The sequence below is a fragment of the Halothece sp. PCC 7418 genome (assembly GCF_000317635.1).
Lineage (GTDB): Bacteria > Cyanobacteriota > Cyanobacteriia > Cyanobacteriales > Rubidibacteraceae > Halothece.
The window spans coordinates 697,266-715,741 of record NC_019779.1 but is presented as its reverse complement, the minus strand read 5'-3'; the positions used below and the strand labels follow the sequence as shown (position 1 = coordinate 715,741).

The 18,476-nt window shown below is 42.3% G+C and carries 14 protein-coding genes and 2 pseudogenes; 2 read left to right on the top strand and 14 right to left on the bottom strand.

What is annotated here, in order from left to right:
* Nucleotides 1-182 precede the first annotated feature (182 nt).
* The 10 genes and pseudogenes from PCC7418_RS03205 to PCC7418_RS03160 all read right to left on the bottom strand — a co-directional run.
* Nucleotides 183-374: pseudogene (locus PCC7418_RS03205) on the bottom strand (RRXRR domain-containing protein); the annotation flags it as partial.
* Nucleotides 375-589: 215 nt separating this feature from the next.
* Nucleotides 590-1,624: a hypothetical protein gene (locus PCC7418_RS03200; RefSeq protein WP_015224737.1), complete on the bottom strand. Its 1,035-nt coding sequence runs from the start codon at nucleotides 1,622-1,624 to the stop codon at nucleotides 590-592.
* 336 nt (nucleotides 1,625-1,960) lie between these two features.
* Nucleotides 1,961-3,322, bottom strand: a complete 1,362-nt coding sequence (locus PCC7418_RS03195) for a cell wall metabolism sensor histidine kinase WalK (protein ID WP_150107020.1) — start codon at nucleotides 3,320-3,322, stop codon at nucleotides 1,961-1,963.
* Nucleotides 3,291-3,965 (bottom strand): response regulator transcription factor, encoded by a 675-nt coding sequence (locus tag PCC7418_RS03190; protein ID WP_015224735.1) that lies wholly within the window; start codon nucleotides 3,963-3,965, stop codon nucleotides 3,291-3,293. Before PCC7418_RS03190 ends, PCC7418_RS03195 begins: the two co-directional genes overlap by 32 nt.
* Before the next feature lie 220 nt (nucleotides 3,966-4,185).
* The gene (locus tag PCC7418_RS03185) at nucleotides 4,186-4,749 is read right to left on the bottom strand and encodes a hypothetical protein (protein WP_015224734.1); all 564 of its coding nucleotides are present in this window, start codon (nucleotides 4,747-4,749) and stop codon (nucleotides 4,186-4,188) included.
* A 278-nt stretch (nucleotides 4,750-5,027) separates the two neighbouring features.
* On the bottom strand, nucleotides 5,028-5,534 hold the full coding sequence (locus PCC7418_RS03180) for a DUF4168 domain-containing protein (RefSeq protein ID WP_015224733.1): 507 nt from the start codon (nucleotides 5,532-5,534) through the stop codon (nucleotides 5,028-5,030).
* A 303-nt stretch (nucleotides 5,535-5,837) separates the two neighbouring features.
* Entirely contained in the window at nucleotides 5,838-6,863 is a 1,026-nt protein-coding gene (locus PCC7418_RS03175; RefSeq protein WP_015224732.1) for a hypothetical protein, read from the bottom strand.
* A gap of 221 nt (nucleotides 6,864-7,084) precedes the next feature.
* Nucleotides 7,085-7,375 carry a DUF2103 domain-containing protein gene (locus PCC7418_RS03170; protein WP_015224731.1) on the bottom strand — a complete coding sequence of 97 codons (291 nt, stop codon included), beginning with the start codon at nucleotides 7,373-7,375 and terminating at the stop codon, nucleotides 7,085-7,087.
* Nucleotide 7,376: 1 nt separating this feature from the next.
* A complete protein-coding gene (gene clpS / locus PCC7418_RS03165) occupies nucleotides 7,377-7,676 on the bottom strand; it encodes an ATP-dependent Clp protease adapter ClpS (RefSeq protein ID WP_216086707.1) in 300 nt (99 codons plus the stop codon).
* A gap of 365 nt (nucleotides 7,677-8,041) precedes the next feature.
* Complete coding sequence (locus tag PCC7418_RS03160; RefSeq protein ID WP_015224729.1) at nucleotides 8,042-9,358, bottom strand: RNA-guided endonuclease TnpB family protein; 1,317 nt, start codon at nucleotides 9,356-9,358, stop codon at nucleotides 8,042-8,044.
* A 400-nt stretch (nucleotides 9,359-9,758) separates the two neighbouring features.
* Here PCC7418_RS03160 and petC point away from each other — a divergent pair.
* Nucleotides 9,759-10,299: pseudogene (gene petC / locus PCC7418_RS19665) on the top strand (cytochrome b6-f complex iron-sulfur subunit).
* Between the two features lie 63 nt (nucleotides 10,300-10,362).
* Nucleotides 10,363-11,349: a cytochrome f gene (petA, locus tag PCC7418_RS03155; protein WP_015224728.1), complete on the top strand. Its 987-nt coding sequence runs from the start codon at nucleotides 10,363-10,365 to the stop codon at nucleotides 11,347-11,349.
* Nucleotides 11,350-11,597: 248 nt separating this feature from the next.
* Here petA and PCC7418_RS03150 read toward each other — a convergent pair whose 3' ends face one another.
* The 4 genes from PCC7418_RS03150 to PCC7418_RS03135 form a co-directional block, all read right to left on the bottom strand.
* A complete protein-coding gene (locus PCC7418_RS03150; RefSeq protein WP_015224727.1) occupies nucleotides 11,598-12,950 on the bottom strand; it encodes a response regulator in 1,353 nt (450 codons plus the stop codon).
* A 246-nt stretch (nucleotides 12,951-13,196) separates the two neighbouring features.
* A complete protein-coding gene (locus PCC7418_RS03145; protein ID WP_015224726.1) occupies nucleotides 13,197-15,725 on the bottom strand; it encodes an EAL domain-containing protein in 2,529 nt (842 codons plus the stop codon).
* Nucleotides 15,722-17,530 carry a CHASE2 domain-containing protein gene (locus PCC7418_RS03140; RefSeq protein ID WP_015224725.1) on the bottom strand — a complete coding sequence of 603 codons (1,809 nt, stop codon included), beginning with the start codon at nucleotides 17,528-17,530 and terminating at the stop codon, nucleotides 15,722-15,724. The genes PCC7418_RS03145 and PCC7418_RS03140 overlap by 4 nt, the downstream gene beginning before the upstream one ends.
* Before the next feature lie 26 nt (nucleotides 17,531-17,556).
* Entirely contained in the window at nucleotides 17,557-18,270 is a 714-nt protein-coding gene (locus PCC7418_RS03135) for a DUF928 domain-containing protein (RefSeq protein ID WP_015224724.1), read from the bottom strand.
* Nucleotides 18,271-18,476 lie beyond the last annotated feature (206 nt).

The following is an 18,476-nucleotide window of genomic DNA, read 5'->3' as shown; positions in this document are numbered from 1 at the left end:
CTTGATTTTATTAAACCTACTGTCTTTGCTTATATGCTCGGTAGGCTCTCACCCTCATCAATATCAAGTTGTCTGGTATTGGTTTTTATCCTCGATACGAGGGAGGTAAAACCACCAGCCTTGCCTTATACCTCAGAACTCATGGGAGTCCCAGCGATTTCAGCAAGAACGAATCGCACATTCTTCCCTGGGTCAATTCCTACCGCTATGGGTTGGGTTTCCTCTCTAGAGTCAGTAGTTAACTGAACTGCGAAAAAATGTAAGTCGTTTTTGTAAATCACGGCTTTACCTTCTTTAAGCCAACGTCGGGCGCGACTGGCTTTAGTGGGCATTAATGGTTTTCCGTTTTTTGATAGAACTGGAACACGATACATGGAGATAATCCTCTCGCTCTGGAAGTTTTAAGTCTCCTCGCCCACCTAACTCAAGATGTCCTGTCTAACAGCAACCTTCCAACAGGTTTTAGAGAGGTACAAACTGGAGAAGAATTTGTACGTCCGTGCCAGAGTTAGGCTCAATGGGCTATTCAATTATTTAGGAGAGCGTTGGAACTCTCAATCTCCCGTTATAATCTTTGATTTAACGGGAGTCATTGAATAAGCGCATTATCATGATAGCGACTGAGACTAAGCCAAGGCTGATATTTTTCGTAGATGGCGAGACCAGGTGGTTTTTCCCGAAACGTTTTTGGTTGCTTATAGACCTTTGCGGGATATTCTTCACGGAGGGTTTTCACCGTATGATAGGATTTCTGCCATTGCTTGATATAAGACAGCAACCGTTGAAACTGTATATATGATTCCTTATATTTTTCCATTAAAGCAATGTGCTGGACAATCTTGGTGTAGGCTTCAGGATGGTTCTGTTTCCCCGTAAGACCAACGATTTCTCCTAACTTTTCAAACATATTATAGTTGAGCTTAACCTGAACTAAAATTTGTTTAGAATCATGTAAGTCTTCTTTCGCAAATTGGGTCACCAAATTGGAAATTTTCTGTAGAATCGAGAAGTCAGCTAACCGAGACCGCTTAAAAAGGTAGAGTAACCTTAAGCCTAATTGGTGTTCATAAGAGAGGCGTTTCAGTTCTTGGGAATAACTTCTGATTGCTTCGATCCCTTCTGTTGTTTTCAATTTTTGCATGGTTTCTTCAGCAAGAACTTGCACTTTTTGTTCAAAACTGACCTTGGTCATATTTTGTTCAAGTAACTTAAAGACCTCGGCATAATAATCTTGCTGGTTATAACTCCGAAATTGAAATTCTGTCTCTTCAATCTTTAAAAAACTATCTTTCGCTTCCAAAGCAGCATGAACCATCTCATTCGGTTCTCTTAAACCAGTATATTCTCCAGTCCCTTTTAAGAAAGAAGATTTAATCTTTAATAATAGAAGAAATTCAGGATTGCCAAATTTAGCTTCATCTAAGCCTTCCATGGAGGGAGCGATATTTTCTAGTTCGGTCAAAGCACGATTATGAAGAAAAATACTATTATCTGGAATCGGCTCTCTCTTAAAAAGGGTAATCATTTTTTCTCGGAAACTATTGTCTCCCCATAAGGGAGAATCCCACCAAGGCTTTTGGACATTGGAGTGCTGTTCAGTCATGTCTTGAGAATTGATTTTCATAGTTTCCCCTTTCTCGTTTAATTCAACTAGAAATTGCTAGAAAGCCATTAATCTGTACTAGATAGTGATTTTTACTTAATGATTTTTGGAGACCTGATAATGAGTTTTGTCACAATTTTCTAGTGTATTTAAGGTTTTCAATCTATCTTTTGGTTGATGGCATTTTATAATAAATTTTTGTCTTAGGAATAGATTGAGATCACGACAGAAAATGCAGCAATGATTGTTTAGAATCGAGGCTTACTAGCAATCTAGAGCCATTTACGAGGAAATACGGGTCACTTAATGATCACAAGGTGGTAGCATTTGATTAGGATTGGTTTCCGTGACCATTACTCAAACGATTGATGGGGCAACGGGTAGAGAGACGGTAAAACAACTGCCCTCACCCACTTTTGAGGAGAGTGTGATTTTCCCTCCGTGTTGTTGCGCGATCGCGCGGGCAATCGGAAGTCCAAGTCCAGTTCCCTGCTGGCGTTGGGAACGAGACTGGTCAGCCCGCCAAAACCGCTCAAACACCAAGGTCTGTTTATCGGGGGGGATACCGACTCCTGTATCAATGATGGACACCTGACAAAAGCGATGAAAACGACTTAAACTAACGGTGACTGAACCGCCTTCTGGAGTGTACTGAAACGCATTTCGCAGTAAATTGGCAAATAAACGATGGAGTTGGTTATAGTCTCCCATCACTACTCCATCTTCAGGAATTTTTGTAATTAACTTGATCACAGAGCGTTCGGCAGTGGTTTCAAAAAGGGCGACGATATCGTTTAAAAGTTCTTGTAATGAAATCGGGTGCCAAGAGGGAAGTTGTGGTGTTTGCTCACTATCAGCGCGGGCAAGAAAGAGTAAACTTTCAATGAGATGTCCCATTTGGTCAGTGGCACTGGCAATGGCAGTGATTTTTCTGATATCTTTGGGATGAATGCGCTCGGGATGATTTTGCATCACTTCCACAGAGCTTTTAATCGCAGCAAGTGGAGTTCGTAATTCATGAGAGGCATCGGCGGTAAATTGTCGGAGTTGCTTCAGGTTTTTTTCTAAGGGCATGAGAGCCTTACGAGTGAGCCAGACTCCTCCCGCAGCGGATAAAAAAACGGCAGCACTCCCCCCAGTAATTAATCCCCACAGCAGTTGTTGTTGAGAGGTTTGTAATTCTTCGGTAGATTGAGAAGCTCGGATATAGCCTTCTAGGATGGGTTGGTTAGGACTGGTTTGGGGGCTTTCAGAAGCAGGGTTCGCAGCGCGATCGCGAAAAACAGAAATCGTATAAGAGCGAATATAATGAGGAGAAGCAGGCATGGTTTCTGTTTGTGATCCAACTTGAGGAGAAGCCTTAACCGTGAGCTCTCCCCGAGTCGCAAGCAATCTTCCTTCTGGATCAAACCATTCCAGACTTTGACGATCGCGATTAAAAATATCTCGCCACGGTACTTCATCAACCTGATTCAGATAATTACTACCATTTTCTTGGACTTTGGCATGAAACGGAGTGGCAGCTTGTGCCAATGTCAATAACTTTTTATCCAGTTGTCGGTAGAAACTGCGACTGACAAATAAATACGTCCCACTTCCAAATACAGCGAGGATTGCTGTCATTACTCCCAAATAAGACAGCAACAGTCGCCAGTGCAAATGACTAACCGGTGAGCGAGGGGGAAACTTAAATCTTTTTGAGACGATATCCCAAACCATAAACTGTCTCGATTAAATCTGGAGGTGCTCCGGCTGCTTTGAGCTTTTGTCTTAAGCCCTTAATATGCGCTCTGACGGTATCTTCTTCTGGACAACATTCAAAAGCCCAAAGATGATCCAAAATCTGACTGCGACTAAAAACACGACGACCACTGCGTAAAAACATCTCTAGGAGACGATACTCTTTTGGACTCAGAGATAAATCCGAGTCTTCATAAGTGGCTTCACAAGAGTTGGGATCAAGTTTCAGCCCTCCCCAAGTTAAAGCGGGTGAAAAATTGGTTTGATGACGACGTAAAAGGGCACGAGTGCGAGCTGCTAGCTCTTGTAACTCAAACGGTTTCACCAGATAGTCATCAGCACCCGCATCTAAACCCACGACTTTATCACTAGTGGTATCCCGAGCCGTTAACATCAAAACTGGCGTTGCATTCCCCTCAGAGCGCAAACGCTGGCATAACGTAATCCCATCGAGTTGTGGCAACATCAGATCCAGCAAAATGAGATCATAGTGAAACGTATGAGCGAGCTCGAAACCCGTAATACCATCGGTTGCCGTTTCAACCGTATAGTTTTGGTCACTTAAGTCTTCCGCAACGGCTTCACTCAAGCGTTCATCATCTTCAACAATTAAAATTTTCATGCTAGGTTTTAGTCTTATTTTTGTCTAACAACGAGTTAGCAGAAAAGATTAAATATTATCTTCTTTCTTTCAAGATACAGGAAAAAATTCTTGCAACGAGTGAAGGAAATCAGGTCATTTTATGCCCTTCATCAAGCTGCAAGATCAGGAACAATTGCTATATTTCCTTTCAGGTTCGTCGCATTTATGAAAGAGAATTCAGTTCATTATGCTCCTGAAATCACTGGCTCTCTTGATCGGAAGATTCTTCTAGATTTCCTGATGTCTCTTCTTCTTCTTCTTCTAATTCACTGGGTGTTTCTTCAGGCATTTCTGAGTCAGTATCTGAAGAGTCTTCCGAGAGATCAGGCTCACTTTCTTCAGGCATTTCTACATTATCAGGAGAAAACTCTCCAGAGGTTTCGGATTCACCATCTTCAGGCATTTCTGAGTCAGTAGCTGAAGGCTCTTCCGACATTCCTGGGTCAGTTTCTTCAGGCATTTCTGAGTCAGTAGCTGAAGGCTCTTCCGACATTCCTGGGTCAGTTTCTTCAGACATTTCTGAGTCAGTAGCTGAAGGCTCTTCCGACATTCCTGGGTCAGTTTCTTCAAGAGATTCCGAGTCTTTAGGAGCAGTTTTTTCAGATGGATCGGATTCTTTTTCCGAGGGAAAACCATAGTTATCATCCGATGTATCTGGGGCTTCTTGGACAGGAGACTGCTCTCCTTCTTGTGGACTTGTTGCACAAGCAGATAAGGGAAAAATTGACGTTGCGATTAATAAAGCAATGAGTTGAGATTTCATGAGATGCTCCTTATAATTTTAATTTTGGATTCAGCTAACCTGTATTTCAATTGGAATTCTCCAGCGACCAAAACAAGACGAATACTGAGTTTTATTCCTGATGATCGCACAGTAAGAGGTCTCCAATTTCTAAGATTTTCCTTTCAAGACCGAACCACTGATTCTAGATAATTAATCTGGATAATTAATCTGAACATTATGGAAGTTTTGCGTTTTTGATTTCCGATGTTATTAATCAACTGCAACTCAGGAAATCAAAGTAATGAATTCAATTTTGATTAATTTTCTAAAATGTTCTTGACTTGTTCTTGCAAATCTGGATTACGTCGCACTGCCATCCCAATTTGCTGAAAGCGCTCGACAGCTAAACCTTCATCCGTAATTGCTTGTTCAATAGCTGCTTGCGCTTCTTGTTCAATTTCATCAATCCGAGCATCAGCGTTTTCAAACTGTTGCCGTTTTTCTTCACTAACATTTGAAGTGGAGGGATCTGAATTCTCCACAGTGGTTTGTCCTCGATATAACTCGTTGTATTCTTTAATCGTTAATCCTTCTTGTTCAATAGCCTGTGCCATTTTTTCTCGGGATTCACGTTGAATATCTTGCACCACAGAAAAAGCATTAGCAAAATTTCGGATTTCCTCCTCATCAACCTCCATAACATAATCTTCAGTGGTGTTAGCAGGGGGTTGTGGTTGGGGGGCTTGTTGAGCAAGTGCTGAGCTCTCAGACGTGAGCATGAAAGCAGAGGTTGCTGTGCCCAGTAAAATAGATAAAAATTTCATTTGCTCCTCCAGTGTTTTTTTCAATTAGAGAGAGCAAACCAAAAGCCAATATCTCTTTTCGTTTGCTCTGTGAACTCACATTAGAGGGCAAATGTGAAAAATATTGGAAGGGGAGAAATGATAGTTCGGATTTTATCTCAGTGCGTCGATAAGACCTTTTCCCCAATTTAGTTTAACGAGAAATATTGAGGCCCACCCGACAAGGTACGTCCTTCTTGGTTAAAAGTGGTATAACATTACCGAACAGACAAAACATAGAATAAGTAGGGGGAAGGGGGGATCTAGTGTAGCTTGCTATATCGCTTACTTTTCATTAAGGAGAATCAGAGAAGATTTATATTTTTCATACAGGGAAAGACCTGGGATTTCTTCACGAAAAGTTTTCGGTAATTTATATACTTTTGCAGGATATTCTTCACGCAATGTAACAACAGTTTCATAAGGGTCTTGCCACTCTTTCAGATAAGAAAGTAATCTCTTAAACTGAGAATAGGAATCTTTATGTTTTTCCATTAAAGCAATATATTGAATAATCTTTGTGTAGGTATCAGGATTATTCTTTTTGCCTGTGATGCCAATAATTTCTCCTAATTTCTCAAAGATTCCATAGTTCACTTTGATTTGAATTAAAACTTGTTTAGGGTCATGTAATTCTTCTTTTTCAAAGAAAGAAACTAATTCGGAAATTTTTTTCAAAATCGAGAAATCTGTCAATTCGTAACGCTTGAACAGATAAAGTAATCGTAATGCTAATTTGTGTTCAGAAGATAATCTCTGTAGCTCTTTTGAATAAGATTGAATCGCTTGTACTCCCTCTTCTGTTTTTAGTTTTTGCGTGGTCTGTTCGGCTAAGTTTTCTACAGCTTGATGAAAGTCTTCTTGCATTAGATCTTTTTCAAATAAATCAAGCAATTTAAATATTTCTTCATAAAAATTTTGCTGAGTGTAACTCCGATATTGAAATTCAGTTTCTTCAACCGTTAAAAAGCTATCTTTTGCATCCAAAGCAGCTTTCACCATTTCGCTATTTTCTTTAAGCCCTTTATATTCTCCTAATCCTTGATTAAAAGAAGCTCGCATTTTCAATAGTAAAATAAATTCAGGATGACCAAATTTGGCATCATTTACTCCTTCAATGAGAGGTGCAATCTTTTTTAATTGTGCTAAAGCACGATCATGAAGAAAAATGCTGCTTTCAGGAATCGGTTCTCTAATAAACATCCCTTTTAACCGTTCCCAAATGCTTTGATTCCCCCATAAAGGACGATTCCACCAGGGTTGGGAAAGAGTCGAGTTCAATTGGGTTGCTTCTTTATTATTTGATTTCATCGTTATCGTTTTCCTCAAAATATGAGCTCTGATTGGGAAAAATCCAATTTTTAGGTTGGTACTTACGGATGTGAAACTGGCTAGGATTTGCAATTTTTTGCAATTATATATAAGGTTTGATTTTTTGTCAAAAAAAACTCCTGATTTCAGGAGTTGCGATCGCGCTTAATTGCAAAAATTACTATAAAATCATATAAGAAATAGTAGCTTCAGGCACAAAATTATCGAATCGAGGCTTCAATTGCACTTTTGAGTTGTTGTTGGTTTAAATCAGTAATAATAAATACTTCTTGCACACTTTTTCCTTGGCGAGCAATGACCTTATATCCCCCTCGGATGGGAACAGATACTCTTAACTTGAACTGCTGACAATTGCTACGAGCCCGACTAATTACCCCAGGCGTTACGGTATAAATTCCTTGATAGGTAATCAATCGTTCTAAAATGGGAATTAACCCGTCGATGTGAGTGGAATGATTCCAAACCAGTCGTCCTTGCGAAGAATTGCCCATGTTATGCTTTCTCCAAAGGAGCCATAGTTAATCCTTCCCGCCGAAGCTGTTGGTGATAGAGTTCGGCTGCTTCTTGCGGTCCGACCCAAACAATTGCTTGTCCTTCGTTGTGAACTTGTTCGGTTAAACTCCAAGCGCGATCGCTGGTCATCCCTGGAATATACTTCATTAAGCAATTAGCGACGTGCTGAAAGGTATTCACATCATCGTTCAGAACAATCACTTTATAATTGGGATACCCAGTACGGACAGTTTCTTTGGTTTTTTCAGGTGCTTGCAAGGGCGAAGTGGTTGCTGCCATGATGCCCAGATTTTGCCAGTTAAACATCTTATCCCTTACCATCTTTGATACTCACATTCAGTAATCATGAAATTTGTCTAACTTTATGATGTCTTAAAATTGGGATCAGTCTTCAAACTGAACCGATTTTAAGCTCGTTCATAAACATTGAAATAAAACTTCTAGTCGGGATGCAATAGCATTCTATCGTTTTGATGAACACCGTGTGGGGGTCGGAACCCTTGAGTTTTCCAAGCGCACTACTTAGTTCATCTCCAAGGTAATAGTTTGCCCAACGCTTCTCAGGAAAAACAGTTAATCCCAATTCGACCTTGAGGCCTAGTCCTACTACCGCCTACACCGTATCACATTGTCAACTACCCCAATCAATCGCTAAACGCGATGTGATTTGGGCTTGTTTCTGCCGTCCACCTCAATTCCATAAACCTCGAAAGGCGCATGGCTTTGGCTTCATCCGACGAAACATCAGGGCAGGCTGACAAGCTACCTGTACTCGTCCAGTCTTGCCGAACAAGTAACGTTCTCATTGCAATATTTCTAGCACCTACTAAGTCCGCGTGAAGGTCAAATTCACAATTTTCACAATGAAAAGTTAACCCTTTATTGGGTCGATTGTTTTTGGAGGTATGCCCACAACAAGGACAACTTTGGGAAGTATAATCAGCATCGACTTTAATCGCCAAAGAATCATTCAATACTGCTTTATAGTCAATGAAACTTTGGAGTTCAGCAAAAGACCAACTGGTTTGTTTACGGTGAGCCTTCTTCTGTTTCTTAGATGCTTTTTTAATTTTACGACGATTTGTTCTGTCTCGAATGTGGGTTAAGTCTTCCAAACCAATAAGTGAATTAGATTTAGCGACCTTCTTAGAAACTTGGTGGTTAATATCAGCGCGAAACCGTCTCTCTCGTCCAGATAAAGACTTTAATCGTCTCTTAGCAGAACGAGTGCCTTTGCGCTGTAACGATTTCCTTCTCCTTTGATAGTGTTCTGCTTTATGGATAGTTGATTTACCGTTGTAGAAACTAACCTGATTTTGAGTATCAGTTTCAACAGCTAAATAGCGTTGACCGACATCGACACCACTAATCCGTTTAATGTCTGTAGGTTCGATATCAGGTTTCTCTACTTCTAAGCTCACTAACAAGTAATAAGTCTTGTTAGAAGGATTATAGTAAATCTTTGCTCCCTTAGCTTTAGCCTCTCCCGACTCAATCAAGGCTAAGTGTTTTTGATAGCCAGAATAAGAGACTTTAATTCTTCCTTGTAAGGTAATAACACTTATTCCTTCTTTAACGAAAGAAAAGTCTCTTCCATAGTTAAGGTTACAAGTTCTAGAAACAAACTTAGGAGGTTTGTCTAATCCTTTATACCTCTTCTTAGTTATTCCGAGTGTGTGATGTTGACTATTTTTCTTAACCTTTGTCCATAAAGTTTTGTAGGTTGCTCCTACCTGCCTACAAACATTACAAGCCATCTGGGAAGGTAAATTGTATTCATCTCGAATATCGTAGTAAGCTAACTTCTGGAGTTTGTTGGCACTACTGGTTCGACTGTTGTCAAAAGCTACCTGTGAAACATAGTTTAGAGCATCACGATAAGCCAAAGAGACCTCCCGCAAGAGCGTTTTCTGCTCCTGAGAGAGGTCTAACTTTAACTTGGCAGTGATAACTTGTTTCATTTTCTACCTTACGAACTTCTCTAATCATAACAGCTTAGTGAAGATGTTGCAATTCCTGACCGGAGCTTTAGTGAGGATCTGTGTGCGGAATCGCATTCCGTCCTCACCTTCGCTCCGGCTTGAAAGCCCCGTCCCGCGACTAATCGCTCACGCGATGTAGTCGGAGAATCCTTGCCACGTATTTTGAAGCGAGCTCACAATTGATCATCATCAAATTAGGGAATTGGAGTGAACTCCTAATATTTTTTGTTAGATTGTATTGCTAGAGGTAGTTTACAATATTTAAGGCTATGTTGCGATTGTTAACGTAGCACTCAGGAATAGTCCAACCTTGCTCTGAGGGAACTACCCTATAAAAAAAGTAATTAATCTTAAGTCTGGGAGAGAGAAACACCGAAACATGACCATTTCACAACAGCAAGAAGCCCCCGGCATGGGGCGCAGACAATTTATGAACCTGTTAACCTTCGGTACCATTACCGGAGTTGCTCTCGGAGCTTTGTATCCAGTAGTTCGCTATTTTATCCCCCCCTTCTGCTGGTGGTGCTGGAGCGGGGACAACAGCAAAAGATGAGTTAGGAAATGATATTGTTGCGAGCGAGTTTTTAGAAAACCACCCTGCTGGCGATCGCGCTTTAGCGCAGGGTCTCAAAGGGGATCCCACCTATGTCATTGTCACAGAAGATGAAGAAATTGCCAGCTATGGCTTAAATGCAGTTTGTACTCACTTAGGCTGTGTTGTTCCTTGGAATGAAAGCGAAGGGAAATTTATTTGTCCTTGCCACGGCTCACAGTACAATGCTGAAGGAAAAGTGGTACGCGGTCCAGCTCCGTTATCGCTAGCACTGGTGAACTCTAGTGTTGATGAAGACGGTAACATCGTGTTTACGCAATGGGAAGAAACTGATTTCCGTACCAATAAAGAACCTTGGTGGACTTAATTGAATCTTCCCCCTTTCAGAAAAGAAGCAAGCAAGTCGAATATAAAAAAAGTAAAAGAACCCATGAATAACTCTTTTTGGCAAATGTTGACCCAAAAACTGAAGGGTCTTCTCACATCACTACTTTGTGTCGTTTTTGCCACCCTAACTGTATTTTTTGCCAGTGATGCTTTGTTCCCGCAAAGTGCTGCAGCTTACCCTTTTTGGGCGCAAGAAACTGCTCCTGAAACTCCTCGTGACGCAACTGGGCGCATTGTCTGTGCCAACTGTCACCTTGCAGAGAAAGAAGCAGAAGTGGAACTGCCCCTTTCTGTTGCTCCTGACAGCGTCTTTGAAGCGGTGGTTCACATTCCCTATGATACCGATACCCAACAAGTTTTAGGAGACGGTTCTCAGGGAGATCTCAACGTGGGTGCGGTTTTAATGCTACCTGAAGGCTTCAAAATTGCGCCTCCTGAACGGATGACCGAAGAAATGAAGGAGAAAGTGGGAGATGTCTTCTTCCAGCCTTATCGAGAAGGGTTAGAAAATGTGGTTTTAGTCGGTCCTTTACCTGGCGACGAACATCAAGAGATTACATTCCCAGTTTTATCTCCTGACCCCAATGCCAATAGCGATGTTTACTTTGGTAAGTATCCAGTTTATTTGGGCGCAAACCGTGGTCGCGGACAAGTTTATCCAGCTGGGAATAAGAGCAATAATACTGTTTATAATGCCAGCCAAGGCGGAACGATTACTGCCATTGAGGATAGTGGTTTTGGCTACAACATCACCCTTCAAGTTAGTGAAGAAGAAAGTGTGATGGAAACCATTCCTCCGGGTCCTGAGTTAATTGTTGCTGAAGGCGATGAAGTTAAAAAAGGACAGGCTTTGACCAATGATCCCAACGTTGGTGGTTTTGGACAGGAAGACAGTGAAATTGTTTTACAAAGCCCAGCACGAATTAAAGGCTTAATGGCATTTGTCGGCGCAATTATGTTGGCGCAAGTGCTTCTTGTACTGAAGAAGAAACAGGTGGAAAGAGTCCAAGCAGTCGAAATGAACTTCTAAGTTTTTCTTGAAGTATAAGTAGAAAAGGCAGGCTTCGCGCCTGTCTTTTTTTTGTCGGGTCAAAGATTAAGACTTCTGTCACGGAAGATGCCTGTCCTCACGCTTTGCAAGGCGTGACTGTTGGTCAAGGGGATCGGATGCACTCGGAAAAACGTTTCCAAATCCGCAATATCTCCTGATTGAGCAAGGGTTTCAGTTTGATTCAGCAAGCCCCACATCACGAAGAACCAAAATCGACCTTTTATTGATCACTTATAAAATGTTTTATTCATCATGGGAAAGTGGGGAGAATTGCTTGTTTCAAAGGTTGCTTTACTTTCATTTCTGATCTGATTTCTTCCATTTGATTGGGATTGCTGGTATTTTTTCAGAATTGAATTAACAGAACTCGGTGTCAAATCGTTTTGATTCATTAATTGGTTAGCACCAGCATCAAGAACTTCTTGAATCTCTTGATGAGAAAGAGGACGTTTACTATAAAATATAATCGGTACAGGTTTGAGTAATTCAAGACGGCGAACAATCTGACAAAATTCTTCTGGCTTAATAATTGCCATCTCATAACTGGCAAAGATGATTTTGGGATGAGTCAAGGGATTATGAACAATTTTCTGAAGCGCATTCAGACCATCACTCATTGCTTCAAATTGATATCCTTGTTGTTGCGCGATCGCGCTGAATAAAGATTGATTTTTACGACTGGAATCAATCGCAAATAATACAGACTCTGCTTGTGGTTTTTCTGATCGGGTTAAGGTCGAATATTTCTGTTTATCAGAATTGTAAACGGATAAATCTTTGATTTGATTAAAAGTGATTAACCCTTCTTGATAATAAGGAGAAATGGCAGAAGCAATGCTAAAAAAGTCACTATTTTTTTTGAACTTGAAGGCTAAATCTCTCAAAGAGGTTTTTCCTTGCAAGCCTTTTTCCATATTTTGATAAACTTTCCGAGATACTCGTTTTTGAAGTTGTTTAGGTTCGAGTAGAAAAGGGGCTTGATTTGGAGAAATTTGAGATAACCCCAATTTAATCCATTTTGTCCAGTGTTGATAAGTTGTTTCTTGTAAACTTATAATATTTGGGAGCAGGCTATAAGGTAAACGGTAATAAGGATCAGGGGTAACCCCTTCTTGCACTTCTAACTTCAGACTATCCCCAATTCCCGTTAACTGAGAGAGTGAAATCAAACTTTGAGGTAAACCCAGATATTCGTAAATCGGGGCTTCAAAAGCCTGTACAACATCAAATAAAACCTCTTTGAAGATACCATTGACAATGGCTGCTACTTGTTCGATTTTCAGACTGTTATTCTCACTAAGCGTTCTCAACTCAGTACAGTCCCAACATTCTGCATTCCTATCTAAATAATCCAAATTTGGTAATTTCCAGGTTGCTGCATAAAATTGTCTCCGCCATCGCCGTAAGGGATAACGACCGCCACTTGCCCAGATTAAATTCCCTAATAAAAAATAAAAGCTCCATGCTTCTTCTTGTAAGCTGAAAACTTTAATTTTTCCTGTAAATTTTTGTGATTGATAAAAAATTAGATGGCGAAAAATACGGTTAAAAGTTAGACGTTTTTCAAATCGTTCGTGCATTTCAAAATTCTCCCGCTTCCTTGCAATTTTTGCTTTTCATACCATTTTGCAAAAATCCTCCTACAATTGCTCCCCCTTTCGCCCCCTGCGAATTCGGGGGTTTTGGGGATCGCTATGTAGTGCTAATTGTTCAAAACGGTATCAGTAAACGATTAACAGCCACAGATGATATGGAATGAATTGAATTCATGGTACAGACCTTTCTCTTCCCGATCAATTTGTAGTAAACCTTGCTCAAGAGAGAGCTTAGTAACTGCCTTTCCGCAACTGATAGTTATATTCAAAATTTTGTGCTTTTAAACAGTCTTCAACCTCCTGACTGGGAATGGGTTTAGAAAAGAGATAACCTTGACCATATTCACAACAAATGTCATGAAGAAACTCTAAATGAAACTGGGTTTCTATCCCTTCTGCAATGACACTGAGACCTAAGTTATGGCTTAAACTGACAATGGTGCGGGCAATATCAGAATTCTCCCAGTTTTCTTTAATACGCTGGATAAAAGATTGATCAATTTTTAAGGTATCAATGGGCAAACGATGCAGATAACTCAAGGAGGAATAACCAGTTCCAAAGTCATCAATACTGATTTGAATACCAAGGGCTTTAAAGGCATGAAGTTGCTTGAGCGTTTCTTCCATATTTTGCATGATTACGCTTTCAGTGATTTCTAATTTGAGACAGTGGGGATTGAACTGAGTCTCGTTCAAAATGACTTGCACTTGGTCAATCAAGTTTTTATCCCAAAATTGCCGACTCGAAAGATTGACACTAAGCGAAAGATGTTGTGAGTCGGGAAACTTTTGTTGCCAAGTCTGCATCTGCTGACAGGCTTCTTTGAGAATCCATGTCCCCAAGGGAACAATCAAGCCTGTTTCTTCAGCAAGAGGAATAAATTCACTGGGGTAAACCCAATTTCGCTTCCGAGAGTGCCATCGCACTAAGGCTTCAAAACCAGCAATTTTGTTATTCTGGAGATCAACAATGGGTTGATAATACAGTTGAAACTCTTTGGCTTGCATTGCATGACGGAGGTCTTCTTCTAATTCGAGGCGATAAATCACTTGGTCGTGCATATCTTCGAGATAGACGGTACAGTGATTAGATCCCGATTCTTGAGCGCGATTCATGGCAGTATGAGCATTGCGGATCAGGGTTTCTGAGTCTGTGGGAAGGGCTGGATCATTTAGGGCAGCACCGATGCTAATGTTGGTATGAATTTGATGCTGATTGAGCAGGATTGGGATTTGGAGTTCCTGTTGTAAACGATTGGCAACCTTAATGACTGCCTCAGCATTGGCGATCGAAGGCAAGAGGATCGCAAATTGATTTCCGTTAATGCGAGCGACGAAATCGGTGGGTTGAAGACAACGACGAATCCGTTCACTGGCAATCAAGAGCAGTTGATCACTCGCTTGAGGCCCAAAGCTGTCGTTGATGAGTTTAAAGCAGCCTAAGTCTAGACAGAGCAAGGTAAGTCGGTTTTGGCTTGTCTGTTTTTGGCGCATCTGAGTTAAGCACTGGGACAAGGCATTGCGATTGAGAAGTCCAGTCAAACTATCGTAGGAGTTGTTGTAGAGAACGCGGTAAGCTAGGGTATTTGTTCCTGAGAGTAAAAACGCGATCGCGCTGGGAATGAGGGGAATCCATCCTCCTTGTGAAAACAACAGCCAACTGATGCCATAGTTGCTAATCAGCATCACTGTTCCGCCCCCCAGCAACCGCAAGGGATGACCACTGGACCAAGCAAGCACGCCCCCCACAGCAGACCATCCCAGAATCCACAAGATCTCTCCTGCTTCTGACCAATTCCATTTTAGGGGTTGCTCATCAAGAACGGTACTTAAAATCTGACTGACCATCTGGGCGTGAACCTCCACCCCTGACATCAAGTTGAGATTCCCTTCCCCTGCAGAAAATGGAGTCAGAAATAAATCCTTGCCACTGGGGGCGGTGGTGCCAATCAAGATAATCTTCCCTGTAATCGAAGTTGGGTCATAATTTCCTGCTAAAAGGTCATTGAAGCTAAGACGGGGGGCCTGATGGGAATAGTTGAGTAACACTTGCCAGCCCCTTGTTTCTGCGGTTTCTAGGACGTAACCGCCAGTGTTGGCTTCCAAGGCAGGAAATTCAGTGTTGTTAACAATCAGGGCGTGAGGAGTGACCGCTAAGGTCGGATTGTCTAAATACTGTAAACTGAGCCGAAGGGCAAAGGAGACAAAATCTTGTTCCGAGGTCTGCACATATAGCAAATCCCGACGCACTACGTTATCGGGATCGATGAGAATATCATTAAAGCCAACTCTGGTTTCGGGAACATTGGGAGGGGCGGGGATATAACTGGCTTCAGGAGCGTTTAAGGTTTCGATGGTGACCACATTTTCTACTGTCAGTTCCCTGAGTAAGGCTTCTCGACCTGGCAGTTGGGGAAGATCCCGATACAAGTCGAGTCCGATGACCTTCGGTTGATGCTGCTGTAAGGTTTGGATGGCTTGGGCGATCGCGCGATCGGATAGGGGCCATTGTTGTTGCTGCTGAATCGTTGCTTCATCAATCTCGACAATTAACAGTCGGGAATCGAGGGTTGTTTCAGTCGTAGAGCGGACTAAAAGGTCAAAGGCGGACAACTCCCACTGCTGTAACTGTCCGAGTTGTCTTGCGCCGATCACGACACTGGCTGCGAAACAACTGGTGGCTAGAATGGGCAGATGTACTCTCCTCAAGAGATGGCGAGGCGATCGCGCCCATTGTGATCGGGGGTTGAAAAATTTCATTGCTCTAAACGTCCTGTTGATAGTTGCTCAGGAATTGGAAATTGGTAGATGACAGCGCGATCGCGCCCTTGTTTTTTCGCGTTGTAGAGAGCCTCATCAGCACAAGCAATCAGACTCGCTGGGGCTTGATCCAAACTGGGAATAAGGGTTGCTACTCCACAACTGAGAGTGACATAGGCACGGGTTTCCGAACTGACATGAGGGATTTGCAACTCGCGAACACTTTTACCCACCCGCTCGGCTATTTTTCCCGTTGTCTCGGGGGAACTTTTAGATAGTAAAATCGCAAACTCCTCCCCACCATAACGAGCCACAAAATCTGTCGAACGCACTGCCTTTTTGATCCCCTGCGCCACCGCTTTTAAGCAGCGATCGCCCTCTTGGTGACCATAAGTATCGTTGTACTTCTTAAAGCAATCAATATCACAGAGAATCACCCCGAACCAGTCCCTTTTCTCACTACTGTGCAGCCAGCGTCGTTGAAATTCCTGATCAAAGTAACGGCGGTTGGCGACCTCGGTTAAGCCATCCATCACCGCTAAGCGTTGTAAATCTCGCGCTGTATAAGCTGCTACCACTGTCGCAGCCGTGAACAGCCCGACTAAAGGAGTCACTCCAGGCAACCACCACCCCCCGATCAAGGCAAGATAAGTCATTCCCACTAACCCCATCCCTGAAACCAGTACCCCCACTAGCGTCATCCCCACGGAACAATATGTCCATTTCGTTAACGGACTGGCGGTTAATAAATACAAGGTAATCTTCGCCCCAAAAACCGTACAGCAAGCAATCCACAGCCATTCTAGGGGGTCTGGCAGCACTCGGATCAAAGGGCGATTGTCAAGGGCAGCACTCAGCAATTGGCTGGTAATATTGGCGTGGATAATCACCCCAGGGACCAGGGAATCCTCTGTAACATAAGGGGTGCTGAATAAATCGTTCAAACTCGGAGCGCCAGCCCCAATCAAAACGATTTTATCTGTAAAAATATCTGAGGGAAGATCATTTTCCAAAACATCCCGCACAGAAACTGTCTCAAACTCTAAGCCCCGATAATTGATCAGAATTTGATATCCCCCATTGTCCATGTTGATATAACCGCCATCATTACGATGCAGGGGCGTTAAAACCGCTTGACCTAGTTGAATCTTGGTATTGTCTTCTTGGTTAAACGGCAGTAACCGTTTTCTCCAAAGTCCCATGGGAGAACTGGGAATATTTTTCATTTCTACCCCTTGGGCTTCGAGATAGGTTAAAGCCAACTGCGTCCCCAAAGCTAATTTTTGCTGATTGTCTTGTTTCACAGCCAGTAAAGCTCGGCGCACTTTACCATCAGAATCATGAATAACATCAGCTAAAGTGACTTGATTGAGTTCTTCTAAAGTAGGATTTGCTTTAACCCTTACCTTGATCCCCTTTTCTACACCATATAAATTGGGCATGGAACGAAAGGTTTGATTCAAGGCTTTCCGTCCTCTTCCCGTCGGTAGATCCCGATACAGATCCAAACCGACAACCACAGGGTCTTGTTGATTAATCTGGCGTAACAGTTGGGCAAGTTGACCGTCAGTAATCGGCCAACTGTTCAGGTATTCCAAATCTGGCTCACTCAGTTCAACAATAACAATGCGAGGATCAATCGGTTCCGTTGGGCGACGACGAATTAACCAATCAAACATCACTAACTCTGCCCCTTGAAATAACCCCGCTAGGCTTCCTAAGATGACCAAGGCAGAAATCCCAAAGGCAGTGGTTAAAACGCCTTGAGAACGGAATAAATGAGTGATCGGTGAAAAATATTTCATATCGGATGAGTTTAACAACTCGCTCCCTAGGGAGTGACAATCGGTTTCGTCGAAATGGCTTCTAAGCCCGCAGTGGTCAGGAGATGATCCCAGGCTTGCGCGATCGCGCGATTATTTGGCTCAGCTTGTCGCAAAGCAGCAAGAATCATTGCTGTTTCGTACCAAATCCCAGCCTGACCATAGAGACTGGCTTGATTAACTGAGGGGGTTTCCTCGGCTAAAGTTTGGGATGACAGAGAATTGTCTAACGCAACTCGCTTGAGATAACCTGCTGCGATCGGACTATCAGGGCGCAGTTGATTGTCACACATTAAGGCAAAGTACCAAGAATAAGTTTGGTTCATCCTTAATTCTGGTGCATCCTCTGGCAGGTCAATCCGAATTATCCCAGGGGATTGGGGCAGATCAACATTGGTGTAATATTGCGTTTGTTGTTGGTCATCCTTAATGCTGAAAAATGCTTTTGATGCAGTGGTTTCTCCCACATATACTAAAATACTCGGATGAGCCTGAGTTGTCAGACCAGCAAAGTCCTGAGGAACAATCGGGATCAGAGCAGAGGAACTTTCGGTCGCATCAGCAGAGCAATGTCTCCCGCGAGATCCCCCGCTACTAGAGCTTCGGGGCTGATCTTCATCAGGAGGATTGAAAGCCACTTCCGCCAAAACAACATGAGGAATGGACAGACTAGCGAGTAAGCTAGTTGAGAATAGCAACAGCAGAGAAATTTTCCTAATCATGGCATCTTTCCCATAACATAGAAGGTTGGGCAAATTTTTGGTGTCATCGTGATTTAAATTTGATTTAAATCATGATAAGATTAACGATAGACAAGCCATTATAGTCGGATTGATTGAGTTGCTTTTTAGAAAAACTTGTGTACTTAAAATCACTGAAGACACGAGAAGCAACCGCCAAAACTTGTCAGTGAGATCAAGACGTTTTC

Coding starts and splice junctions, on each gene's coding strand:
- PCC7418_RS03195 (WP_150107020.1), bottom strand. CDS start 3,322: ATGGTTTGGGATATCGTCTCAAAAAGATTTAAGTTTCCCCCTCGCTCA.
- PCC7418_RS03190 (WP_015224735.1), bottom strand. CDS start 3,965: ATGAAAATTTTAATTGTTGAAGATGATGAACGCTTGAGTGAAGCCGTT.
- petA (WP_015224728.1), top strand. CDS start 10,363: ATGAATAACTCTTTTTGGCAAATGTTGACCCAAAAACTGAAGGGTCTT.
- PCC7418_RS03150 (WP_015224727.1), bottom strand. CDS start 12,950: ATGCACGAACGATTTGAAAAACGTCTAACTTTTAACCGTATTTTTCGC.
- PCC7418_RS03145 (WP_015224726.1), bottom strand. CDS start 15,725: ATGAAATTTTTCAACCCCCGATCACAATGGGCGCGATCGCCTCGCCAT.
- PCC7418_RS03140 (WP_015224725.1), bottom strand. CDS start 17,530: ATGAAATATTTTTCACCGATCACTCATTTATTCCGTTCTCAAGGCGTT.
- PCC7418_RS03160 (WP_015224729.1), bottom strand. CDS start 9,358: ATGAAACAAGTTATCACTGCCAAGTTAAAGTTAGACCTCTCTCAGGAG.
- PCC7418_RS03135 (WP_015224724.1), bottom strand. CDS start 18,270: ATGATTAGGAAAATTTCTCTGCTGTTGCTATTCTCAACTAGCTTACTC.
- clpS (WP_216086707.1), bottom strand. CDS start 7,676: ATGGCAGCAACCACTTCGCCCTTGCAAGCACCTGAAAAAACCAAAGAA.
- PCC7418_RS03200 (WP_015224737.1), bottom strand. CDS start 1,624: ATGAAAATCAATTCTCAAGACATGACTGAACAGCACTCCAATGTCCAA.
- PCC7418_RS03175 (WP_015224732.1), bottom strand. CDS start 6,863: ATGAAATCAAATAATAAAGAAGCAACCCAATTGAACTCGACTCTTTCC.
- PCC7418_RS03185 (WP_015224734.1), bottom strand. CDS start 4,749: ATGAAATCTCAACTCATTGCTTTATTAATCGCAACGTCAATTTTTCCC.
- PCC7418_RS03180 (WP_015224733.1), bottom strand. CDS start 5,534: ATGAAATTTTTATCTATTTTACTGGGCACAGCAACCTCTGCTTTCATG.
- PCC7418_RS03170 (WP_015224731.1), bottom strand. CDS start 7,375: ATGGGCAATTCTTCGCAAGGACGACTGGTTTGGAATCATTCCACTCAC.